The organism is Psychrobacter sp. YGAH215 (genome assembly GCF_007280595.1).
In the GTDB taxonomy this organism is placed as follows: domain Bacteria; phylum Pseudomonadota; class Gammaproteobacteria; order Pseudomonadales; family Moraxellaceae; genus Psychrobacter; species Psychrobacter faecalis.
The window spans coordinates 1-11,025 of record NZ_VKLR01000041.1; the positions used below are offsets into that span (position 1 = coordinate 1).

7 protein-coding genes and 1 pseudogene are annotated in these 11,025 nt (G+C 44.1%); 2 read left to right on the top strand and 6 right to left on the bottom strand.

Annotated elements, in window-relative coordinates; translation table 11 throughout:
• Positions 1-210: 210 nt before the first annotated feature.
• The 3 genes from nirK to FOR85_RS12155 all read right to left on the bottom strand — a co-directional run bounded on the left by nirK (position 211) and on the right by FOR85_RS12155 (position 3,610).
• The gene (gene nirK, locus FOR85_RS12145) at positions 211-1,737 is read right to left on the bottom strand and encodes a copper-containing nitrite reductase (RefSeq protein WP_223808636.1); all 1,527 of its coding nucleotides are present in this window, start codon (positions 1,735-1,737) and stop codon (positions 211-213) included.
• Positions 1,738-2,188: 451 nt separating this feature from the next.
• Positions 2,189-2,827, bottom strand: a complete 639-nt coding sequence (locus FOR85_RS12150) for a DedA family protein (RefSeq protein WP_144298122.1) — start codon at positions 2,825-2,827, stop codon at positions 2,189-2,191.
• A gap of 81 nt (positions 2,828-2,908) precedes the next feature.
• Positions 2,909-3,610, bottom strand: coding sequence for a hypothetical protein (locus FOR85_RS12155; protein WP_144298123.1), 702 nt, complete (start codon positions 3,608-3,610; stop codon positions 2,909-2,911).
• 311 nt (positions 3,611-3,921) lie between these two features.
• Here FOR85_RS12155 and FOR85_RS12160 point away from each other — a divergent pair, with 311 nt between their 5' ends.
• A complete protein-coding gene (locus FOR85_RS12160; RefSeq protein WP_068404910.1) occupies positions 3,922-4,848 on the top strand; it encodes a bestrophin family protein in 927 nt (308 codons plus the stop codon).
• Between the two features lie 109 nt (positions 4,849-4,957).
• On the opposite strand, the gene FOR85_RS12165 is transcribed toward FOR85_RS12160, so the two are convergent.
• The 3 genes and pseudogenes from FOR85_RS12165 to FOR85_RS12175 all read right to left on the bottom strand — a co-directional run bounded on the left by FOR85_RS12165 (position 4,958) and on the right by FOR85_RS12175 (position 9,529).
• Positions 4,958-6,472: a di-heme oxidoredictase family protein gene (locus FOR85_RS12165; protein WP_190295556.1), complete on the bottom strand. Its 1,515-nt coding sequence runs from the start codon at positions 6,470-6,472 to the stop codon at positions 4,958-4,960.
• Between the two features lie 169 nt (positions 6,473-6,641).
• The gene (locus tag FOR85_RS12170) at positions 6,642-8,390 is read right to left on the bottom strand and encodes an RCC1 domain-containing protein (RefSeq protein WP_144298125.1); all 1,749 of its coding nucleotides are present in this window, start codon (positions 8,388-8,390) and stop codon (positions 6,642-6,644) included.
• 455 nt (positions 8,391-8,845) lie between these two features.
• Positions 8,846-9,529, bottom strand: a pseudogene (locus FOR85_RS12175) (IS1 family transposase).
• Positions 9,530-9,654: 125 nt separating this feature from the next.
• On the opposite strand from FOR85_RS12175, the gene FOR85_RS12180 reads away from it, so the two are divergent.
• Complete coding sequence (locus FOR85_RS12180; RefSeq protein WP_144298126.1) at positions 9,655-10,782, top strand: M14-type cytosolic carboxypeptidase; 1,128 nt, start codon at positions 9,655-9,657, stop codon at positions 10,780-10,782.
• Positions 10,783-11,025 lie beyond the last annotated feature (243 nt).

Below are 11,025 nucleotides of genomic sequence, written 5' to 3' on the forward strand. Positions count from 1 at the left end.
GTGTGAGAACTTAAAGATTAACCGTTCGCTATTTTTTTTGCCAGAAATTTATATCCAATGTTCAACACGCCCTAATCTCCTAGTAAACCAAAAAAAGGACGGTGCCAAACGCTTGTTCAATCAGATACTGTATTGAAAATGACTGTTCAATGAGAGTTTTTTCATCGAACAGTCTAATTGCAACCCTATTAACTAGCGTAGCTTTCTAGGTTATTTACGAGCAGCTTTGACCTCTTCTGGCGTCACTTCACCACCTTTATTGCCCCAACTGTTAATAATATAAGTAACGACGTTGGCGATTTTTTCATCATCTAGGGCAACAGCTGGCATGACACTGTCGTACTCCTCGCCATTGACGGTAATTTTACCCGTCAAGCCATGCAAGATAGCATCGACGGCGCGTTTTGGGTCTTCGTTGAGGTAGTCAGACTTGGCCAATGGTGGGAAGGCTTTTGGTATACCAGCACCATTTAATTGGTGACAAGCCGCGCAGTTACTAGCGTAAACTGACTCACCCATTTTAATTCTTTCTTGCTTGTTGGCAGCGGTCACGACAGGCGCTGGCGCATTGGTTTTACCAAGACTTTGTGCCGCTGAGCCTTCAGGTAAGTAGACGTCTTCACGCACTTTTCCTGAATATATTTTCTTGTCCTCTGCACCTTTGACATCGATGATACCAAGCGCACCTTTGTTAAATGCCCGGAAAATAGAGTGGTCAACCATCACAAGCTCGCCTGGAACATCTACTTTGAACTGGGCAATCGCGGCGCCCCCTGCGGGGATAAGGGTGGTTTGAACATTATGGTTTTCAGCGCTACCGCCTTCCATATTGACCTTGTCAAATATCTCACCAATCACGTGGAATGATGACACCAAGTTAGGACCACCGTTACCAACGAATAGACGAACCGTTTCACCGACGTTGGCTTTCAATGAGTTTTCACCGGTGAGCGCCCCAACTGAACCGTTAAATAACACGTAATCTGGCTGCTCTTTTACCGCTTTTTCCATATCAAAAGGCTGCAGTCCTTTATCGCCATAGTTGCCTTTGGTATAAAAATCGCCCTGCATGACATAAAATTCACGATCAACCTTTGGTAAACCGCCTTCTGGCTCAACCAAAATTAGGCCATACATACCGTTTGCGATGTGCATACCGACGGGCGCTACCGCACAGTGATAGACATACAAGCCTGGTTTTAAGGCTTTAAAGTTAAACTCTGAGGTATAACCAGGAGAGGTAAACGAAGCAGCAGCGCCGCCCCCTGGACCTGTCACCGCATGTAAGTCAATATTGTGCGGCATTTTTGAATCAGGGTGGTTTGATAAATGGAACTCAATTTCATCGCCTTGACGTACGCGAATAAATTGTCCTGGTACCTGACCGTCAAATGTCCAGAAGTTGTACTCAACGCCATCTGCTAGACGCATGGTTTTTTCTACAGTTTCCATTTTTACGATGACTTTTGCCGCATAGTCACGATCGATGGGTGGTGGTACTTCAGGCGCATGGGTGATAACCGCATCAATCACTGGTAGCTCGCCATTTTTGGTGGTTGGCGCTTTGCTGTCTTTTGTGGTTTGAGTGGTTTCCACGCTGGTTGCTGTGGCCTTATCAGGGGTTGATTTATCACAACCGACCATTCCTACCGTACCAAGAGCAAGAAGACAAGCTAATGCAAGTTTAGAATAGCTGAGGGCTTGAGGCTGAGAGGTTGTAGAGTTAAAAAGACGCATAAGGCTCTCCAAAAATTAAAAATAAGTGGCTCATTTAACAAAGCTCGATTTATATCGGTTCTTAGCATCCTAATGTGATAGTTAGATAAAACGAAAATCACTATAGAAATGATCAGATGCGACAATAAAATTATAAAAGCGGTGAGCTAATAAATTGGCTTCCATAAGATGTATTTTAAATGAATGTTTACAAATAAGCGAATCATTTGCGCAATATTCGTTCACGATTTTTATACTGATGAGTTATAAATTTAATTAGGTGTTCTTAAGATTTGGCGCACTAGAAAAGAGAGGAGTAAAAACTTTAAGAATTAAGATTTAAACGCTGAGATAAGCATTTTAGGATTTGAAAATTCTGCTCCAAATTAGTGAAGCTAAGTGGTTATTGAACTTAGCTATTATATTAAGTTGGGTTAGTATTGTAAGAGTGATAGGCCGTTTATATTCAACGCTAATCGGAATTTTTGTCATTATTGCTATTTTTTCGATAAGACAAACGACGCTTGATGAGTAAACCGATAACAACCACGATTAATATACCGATGGCCTTAGAATAGGGGGCTAACACGCCTGCGACAGCGTCATAGTTTTGACCCAAGTAATACCCGGCTAGCGCCAATATCGCGGTCCAAATGCTGGCGCCTAAAGCGGTTAGCGCCAAAAACGGTAATAACGACATTTTATTCATACCGGCAGGGATGGAAATTAGCGAACGCACGCCCGGCACCATACGCCCAAAAAACACTGCCATTTTGCCATGTTTGTCAAACCATGCATTGGCATCGGTGATGTCAGTAGGTTTTATAAACACGTATTTGCCGTACTTTTCAGTGAACTCGATCAAGCGCGGCTCATCGAATTTATGACCCAAATAGTATAAGGGTAGCGCACCCAGTACCGCGCCAAGCGTCCCAGTTAGAATGACCAAGACAATGCTCATATCGCCTTTAGAAGCGGCGAAGCCAGCAGCGGGCATGATAACCTCAGATGGAATAGGCGGGAAAACGTTTTCAGCAAACATGGCAAATATAATGCCAAAGTAGCCAAACTTTGCCATGATGCCGAGTACCCATTCACTCATTTGATCCATAGAATTCCTAAATAACTGACAAATTGATGGCTGTCAGTCTATAGTTTTTATCAGCTGATAACAGCCATCAGCTGATAAAAACTATAGACTGGTAAAGGTAATGGTTTTAGTGCCGTTTGTAGACGGCTGGCTAATCGTTACTTTGCTATCCAGAATATCACCGCGCGCATTGATTTTATAGCATTCTGACGAGCTGCCGTTAGGATCGTTACTGAGTAGTAAGTTAGCCGAGGTTTCTATGCAAAACCACGCGGTATTATTGGTATCTCTGCTCAAAGACCAATCTTGATTGTAAGTACCTATTTTTTTGCGCATGCTTCTATCGGCATAGACATCTTCAGTAATCAATTTACTTGATGAGCCAACCGTTGCCATTTTGGGAATGGTTGTGGTCTGATTGGAAATTGAGTACTTACCTGAGCTGTCAGTGAAACCATGGAATACCAATGGATTAAGGGTAAAGTAATTAATGGCGACTGATTGATCAGTGACTTGATTGTTGACTTTATTAATGGTATTTACTTCAGCGCCTTGGACTTGTTTATTGTTAAATACCATGCTGCCTTTGGGCGTGACTTTGATGTCAGCAGAGGCGGTTTGATTGCCAACGTTTGCCACCAAGCTTTGACTGCGGGCTTTGGTGTAAATATTGAGAATGGCCGCTTCAACGGGATATTGAGTGACAATATTGTTTGAATTGCCCGGCGTGGTGCCACCGTTCATGCCGCCTGCACAAGCGCTTAAGCCTACCGATACCGCGATAACTAATCCTAATTTTTTCATGGTGTATTTCCTCGATTTATTTGAGTTTTCTTTATTTAAATAATTATTACCTGCCTACTATAATCGTATTTTTAAGCGCTGACAGCTGCCGTGTATCCTTGTACCTGTCATTCTTACATCATTATAACAACCGATGATTTTGCAGAAATTTATTAAATAAATGCGTGGTAAAAATTCCTAACCAATTAAAATAGGATAAATCGCTGTTTTTTCTGCTCATACCTCTTTAGTCTGTTATCATTTCGTCCTGTAAAAACGCTAGTTTTACTCTATAAGTACCAATTATAAGCATCATTCGTTAGGACGTTAAAATGATCGTCAAGCAAAAGCCAAGCGCCATCAAACTGCTTTTTACCTTGCGTGGCTCCATTCTGCCCAAGGTCTATCCGCAGATTTTGCTCATTAGCCTGATTAGTGCCTTTATCACCAATATCCAGCACGGATTTCCCAGCTCTTTTTCTTCTTATAGCGTCGCGCCGTTTACCTTGCTTGGGATAGCCTTATCGCTGTTTCTAGGTTTTCGCAATAATGCCAGTTATCAGCGCTGGTGGGAAGCTCGTGGGCTATGGGGTCAGTTGGTCTATGATACGCGCAGCTTTACTCGTCAAGTGCTGTCTTATATAGATGATGAGGGTGAGAAAGGGCGCGATAGCCAGCGCCGACTGGTGTATCTGAGCATCGCTTTTACTCATGCGCTGCGTCATCGATTGCGTGACAGTGCGCCTTGGCAAGATGTTGAGCGTTTTGTTGAGCCCGTTTATCATACCAGCATGCAGCAGGCGCAAAATTTACCGGATTATCTGCTGCGTCTGCTCGGTAAAGAGCTTGGCTATTGTCGGCAGCAGCGCTTGACGTCAGATCTTATGCTGCAAAATATGGACGAGCGCATCAATTCGATGACGGTGGTATTATCCGCCTGTGAGCGTATTCATAGCACGCCATTGCCGTTTGCTTATACGTTACTGGTGCATCGCACGACGTATTTGTACTGCTTTATGCTGCCTTTTGGTCTGGTTTCTTCTTTAGGCTGGGTGACGCCTTTGATTTGCGGCGTTATTGCTTATACCTTTTTTGGTTTGGATGCGCTCAGTGAAGAGTTGGAAGAGCCTTTTGGGCTGGCTGCCAACCAATTACCGCTGACCGCTTTATCCAGGAATATCGAGATTAATTTGCTAGAAGCCTTGGGTGAAACCGAGTTGCCGCCAAACATCATGGCTAAAAACGGCTATTTGCAATAATCTTTTTATCATAAAATGAGTATGGCAACAAAATTTACGCTATTAACATTTATGGCATAAAAAAGACCACTCTAGCGGTCTTTTTTATTTCACCTTGTCATAATGATTATTAAATGCCGTTTAAAAAACTTAGCAGCGTTTGTTGTTGCGTAGCGGGTAATTTTGTAAAACGTGTCTTAGCGCTTTCTGCCTCACCGCCATGCCAAAGTATCGCTTCTGTCAAGCTGCTGGCGCGACCATCATGCAAAAACCGTGCTTCTGGGTCACGTGCGACAATACCAATACCCCACAATGGCGGTGTACGCCACTCATAGCTTTCGGCATTTTTTTCTTTAACGCCGTCATCTAAACCTTTGCCCATATCGTGCAGCAATAAATCGGTATAAGGATAAATAGTTTGCTGGGCGAGCAGCGGAAAGCGCCCGCTAGCGCCCGTTTTTTGTTTTGGCGTATGACAGCTCGCGCAGCCCACTTGGGTAAAGAGCTGCGCGCCTTTATTAAAGGTCGATAAATCAGCCACTCGGCGCTCAGGCACTGCCAAGGCGGCCATAAAATCGGTCACCGCATCCAAGCTGCTGTCTGAAACCTCAGGCGTGCCGCCATTGGGTGCTGTCCAACAAATCGGCTGATTGGCTGTACAATTGGGATCCATAAATACGGAAGTGGTCAAACCCATATCTTGTGACATGGCATTGGCGTTTTGGGTGCGTAGGCTTGAGTTAATCGCCTTCCAGCCAAAGCGGCCAATGCGCCGCTGTTTGCCATCCTGTACCCAATGTACGCGCCCACTAATGCCGTCTTGATTGTTATCGTCAGGGTCAGCTGCCGCAATGATATCCGCCTCAGGAATTAGGTCGAGCAAACCCATGCCGACCAATTGCGGTGAGATGCGCCCACTGATAGCGGTATCTCCCAGCGGCTGATTGGGGTCGGTTGCGCTAAAGTTAAACTGGATACCGGTAGGTTGGTTGCCATTACTCGCTGTGATGGTGTAGCGCATTTTACCTTCGGCTGCGATGCTGGCATCGATACTTTGATGTTGCATTTGCTCGCCGTAATAAGTGTGCGCAAGCCCTTGTTTATTGCCGAGCCTAAATAATATAGCGTCACTTAGCTCGCCATCTGCCGCATAAATGGGTTTGCGTCCTTCAGCACTATGGCACTGGGTGCAGGCATTGGCGTTAAATAAGGGGCCAACGCCATCAAAGAGCACGCGACCCTGGTTGGCTGGCGTCCATTCGGTGATAAAGAGCTCACGACCTGGCGATACGCCGCCCAAGGCACTGCTTGGCAGATTGGGCATAATCTGTAAAAATGGCCTTGAGATATCGGCAGCGATGGTCGCGTTGCCACCGGCTGGTAGCCAATTGATATCAGTTGCAGGATTGTTTGGGCTGTCTGGGTTTTCAGGTATAGTTGGCGGCGTAGGCTGGCTAGGTAAATTCGGGGTGTTAGAGCTGTCATTGTTTGAGTTATCGGAACCGTCCGAGCCGCCACAAGCGCTTAGTAGTAAAGTTACCGTTAGACAAAATAGCGCACGGCGTATGACAGGGAATAAAAGAGTAGAGAGAGGATTTGAAAGGTTTGGTGAGCAGTGATTTGGTGAATGAGGCAGTAGAGACATGGTAAGACCTAAAATGGCTAAAAATATCATTTATTAAATTATGAAAAAAAATACCAAAGATGAGTAAGCAGAAATTAACAAAACCATAATTTAACAAGGGCAACATGAATTTGGCTGCCCTTGTTCACTACATTTGCTATTGCATACTCATGTTAAAGATAAGTCGCGTTTATAGCTGGCTTGGTAAATTGACTGGCATAGGAGTGTTATACATCCAAACGTGGGTAGTGTCTTTATTACCGAGTGAGCCCTCAAAGCTCCAACCCCATGTAAAGAGTTGACCGTCTCTATGCGAGGTATTGGTATTAGTATTGGTATTTTGCTGCAGAGGTTTTTCATGGGCGATCAAGTGCATGACGCCCATCGCCATATTGTCGATATTTTTTAAGTTAGGTAATTTATTGGTCGGCTCATCTAAATCCTTATAGACAGTTTTGCCTGCGCTATTTGTCTCCCCAAACATACCCCACGCGTAAAGAATACCATCTGTCGCTGAGCCATTTTCCGATGTTCCATTGTTCGATGACACATTGTCCAGTAACGCATAGCTGGCATTGCCATTCGCATAGATGCGGCGAATATTCTTATCAGTAAACCATGGCAGTTTGGTTGGCGTTAGAATGGTATTTGCCCAAGCGCTTTCAGTAGCATTGAATTTTTCGCCGTTATAACCTATTTGGCTACTGGCATTGAGCCCCCAAGCGTAGACGGCTTCTTTATTGGTTAGCGCCAATACATGGTCACGGCCAGCGGTAAGTTGGGTTACTTTTTCAAGGCCAATGTTTGGGTCAGAGGCAAGCTGAGGAGTAGGGACAATAGCGTTAGTAGTATGAACGTCAACATTGGTATGAGCGTTGGTATTGCCGCTCAGAACATCAATACGAATCGGCCTTGCATTAACATTGATACAGTTATTGGCTTGGTTACATTCTTGACCGCGACCTAGATTGGCATAGGCGTCGCTGCCCCAACCCCAAACTTGACCTTTATCATCTAACGCGTACGAGCTATTGGCACTGGCCACCACTTGCACAATATGACCGATGTCAGCGGCTGCTGAAAAATCAACCTTAACCGGTGTGCTGCTATTTATCGTTGTCGCATTACCAAGCTGACCTTGGGTATTGGCGCCAAACGCCCACACGCTGCCGTCTTTGGTAAGTACTAAGTTATGCTTATATCCTGCCGCTACCATCACCGCATTGTCAATACCATCAATGGCACCGATATCTAGGCGGCAATCTTCTGTTTTACTACAGTCATTGCGACCGGTGTTGCCGCGTCCTAATTGCCCAGAAATATCTTCGCCCCAACTATAAACCTGACCTTTAGCATCTAGCGCCAGCGAATGATTTTGGTTAAATTTAATAGACACAAGGTCTTTTGGTGCACTGTGCATCAGCATGGGAGTATCTGGATGACCCATGACGTCAGCAATTTTTGTGGTCATTCCCAGACCGGTTTGCCCATAATTATTGCGCCCCCAGCCATACAGCTGTCCATCGCGCAGAGCAGCTGTATGTGAGCCACCCGCCGCGACAGTATCGCCTAGATAGACAGTTTTGGTCGAGCGCATAATGTTGCCAGCATTATCTGTAGCTTCTAAGGTGATTTTATTGCTACCTAATGCCAATAAAATACGCGCGTCAAAATCCCCGTTTGTATCAAAGTCTAAGCTTTGCACTGGCTCTTCGTTGCGCTTATATGTCAACGATTTGATGCCACTGCTATCTTGCACTTGCCCAGAAACAAATATTGCCGCCACCGCGCTATAGCCATCGGTAAAATTGCTATCAGTGGTCAAAAGTGGCGGCGTTCCATCAATGATTGTGGTGTCATCAGAATCATTGCCACAAGCAGTTAGCATCAAAGTCGCGCTGATAAGTGCCACTGCTTGGCTAAGACGGGATAAGCGCATAAAAACCTCAATAAATTATCAATAAAAGAATAGGTGTTTAAATATAGGAAATAGCAACATAGCGTAAAATGGGTGTAACTATGGATGCGAATAATATTACAAATGATAATTATTATCAATATATAAATAAAAATGTTAATTTGATGGATTGAAGATAAGTGTTTTTTATATAAAGGTAGTTAAGGGTTTTAGAAAATGAGTTTTAAGGTAAATGGTCAATGCAATACAATACAATACAATGAATATTATTTTTGGATAGGCTTTTATCTATGAAAAAGTGAGGTATATTAAGGTAGAAAGGTAAGCCATTTATACAGACTTGAGTTTTTGAAAATTTGTTCGATAACAAATTATTAATATCGCAATAACCAGCCCCTAATTATGAGGATAATTTGAATAAAATAAGCAAAGAAGCCGCTGCATTTACAGCCCTGCCACTCAACATCCAAACCGCGTTAAAGCAAAATAAACGCATCGTCCACCTTAAAGTGGTTATCAAACTTCTTTGAGAAGCAGCAGGTCTTTCGAACGGCTCGTCGCAATCGGTGCCTAAGGCGACAGTTATTACCTTCTATGCCTACCGTATGCTGCTTGCCGATTTGTTTCTTGTCAGGCTTGAATGCGGTTATAAAGCTATCCCAGTTATCCATGCTAATAGAGCCATAGCTGACTTTGAGCTGCTTTAGACGCGCTCTTAGTTTCTGAGCCGTTTTTAAGTCGCGTTTGCCTCAGACATAAGCGACAATCTCATTGGTAGCACGGTCATAAGCGTAGATGAGCCAGACTTTACGCTTCTTGCGATACACGTAAATCCAGAACTCATCAACCTCTAAGCGTTCATAGTTGCGCTTCTTAGGCGCAATCTTATAAACAGATGAGCCTATGGTGCTAAGCACTTTACCAATGCTAACTGAGGCTATAATAGCAATGTCTCTAATGCCACAGCCTCTCACTGTCATTAGCCGTATTTTATCTTCTATTCTAGAGTGACAGCCATGATAAGTTAAGGCATGGTCGCCAATGAATTGACGTTTGCAGTTCTTACACTGGTAGTTCTGCTTGCCATAGCTTTTTATACCATGTATCGAAAAACTGGAGCTGTGACAGTCGGGGCAATTGATCTGTATTTGTGTCTTCATAACCTCAAATATATCATCTTGCTTTGGCTGTCACCCTCCTTTCATCTCCTCAGCATACTTTCTGACACACCACCAGTTTTTTTAGTATCTGTCTTTTAATTTACAAAAACCATTAGGAAAAGATTATGCATATCAGCGCAAATTTCGATGCCGGTAATATTGAGGTTATCAATGCAGAAGATCAAACCAACATTCAATTGGCGATTCGTCCAGACGTGGGCGGAGAGTTTTTTCAGTGGTTTAACTTTCGTCTATCAGGCGAGGTTGGCGAGCAGTACGTACTCAACATTATGAATGCAGGGAAGGCCTCCTACCTTGCAGGCTGGGAGGATTATCAAGCGGTGGCTTCCTATGATCGCGAGTATTGGTTCCGTCTGCCAACCTCTTATAAGGAGGGTAAGTTAACGATAACGGCAGAGCTTGCGTGCGAAAGTATTCAAATTGCGTATTTCGCCCCGTACAGTTATGAGCGTCATCAAGACTTGTTAGCGGCGGTGCAAGTGCATCCGCTCGCGTGTGTGGAGCATTTGGGCGAAACGCTTGATAAACGCGACTTAACCTTAGTAAAAGTGGGTAATGGTGACAGCAAGAAGCGCAGTATTTGGATTACGGCGCGTCAGCATCCGGGCGAGACAATGGCTGAATGGCTGGTTGAAGGACTATTAAACAGTTTGTTAGACGAGGATAATCCCACGGCTAAGTTGTTATTAGAAAAAGCCAATTTTTATATCGTACCGAATATGAATCCTGATGGTAGTGTACGCGGGCACCTGCGTACCAATGCGGTAGGGACGAATCTAAACCGTGAATGGGCAAACCCAAGCTTAGAAAAAAGCCCTGAAGTGTTTCATGTCATCAATAAAATGGAAGAAACGGGTGTTGACTTATTTTATGACGTGCATGGCGATGAAGCGCTGCCTTATGTGTTCCTTGCCGGCTCGCAGGGCACGCCAAGCTATAACGACCGCCTTGCCCATCTACGTGATAAATTCTCAGAAGTCTTAACATTGGCCAGTGCCGATTTTCAGTCTGAATTTGGTTATGACATTGATGCGCCGGGCACAGCAAATATGACGATTGCCACCCACTGGGTAGCCGAGCGTTTTGATTGCCTTGCCAATACCTTAGAGATGCCATTTAAAGAGAATGCCAATTTACCTTTTGAAGATACAGGTTGGTCACCTGAGCGTTCTATTAAATTAGGGGAAGCCTCGTTAATCGCTATGCTGGCGGTCGTTGATGAGTTGCGTTAATCATAAATTTGCTGCAAGTTAATCAGATGGTTTCATGACAATAATTTAATAGTGATGGTTTAACTGGCAGGGTTGAATTGCTTAGAGCAGTGGCTTAAACGCTTAGTTTTTAGCTTTTGCTCTAAGCAGATACAATGCTAATAGCGAGCATCAGTGCTTTTATATTTCTTAGATTAACACATGAAGTGCAATACCAAATGCAAGGTGAAAAAAAGACCTAGATGCGCTAGCATCAAAGTTTTT

Coding starts and splice junctions, on each gene's coding strand:
- FOR85_RS12155 (WP_144298123.1), bottom strand. CDS start 3,610: ATGAAAAAATTAGGATTAGTTATCGCGGTATCGGTAGGCTTAAGCGCT.
- FOR85_RS12160 (WP_068404910.1), top strand. CDS start 3,922: ATGATCGTCAAGCAAAAGCCAAGCGCCATCAAACTGCTTTTTACCTTG.
- FOR85_RS12180 (WP_144298126.1), top strand. CDS start 9,655: ATGCATATCAGCGCAAATTTCGATGCCGGTAATATTGAGGTTATCAAT.
- nirK (WP_223808636.1), bottom strand. CDS start 1,737: ATGCGTCTTTTTAACTCTACAACCTCTCAGCCTCAAGCCCTCAGCTAT.
- FOR85_RS12165 (WP_190295556.1), bottom strand. CDS start 6,472: ATGTCTCTACTGCCTCATTCACCAAATCACTGCTCACCAAACCTTTCA.
- FOR85_RS12170 (WP_144298125.1), bottom strand. CDS start 8,390: ATGCGCTTATCCCGTCTTAGCCAAGCAGTGGCACTTATCAGCGCGACT.
- FOR85_RS12150 (WP_144298122.1), bottom strand. CDS start 2,827: ATGGATCAAATGAGTGAATGGGTACTCGGCATCATGGCAAAGTTTGGC.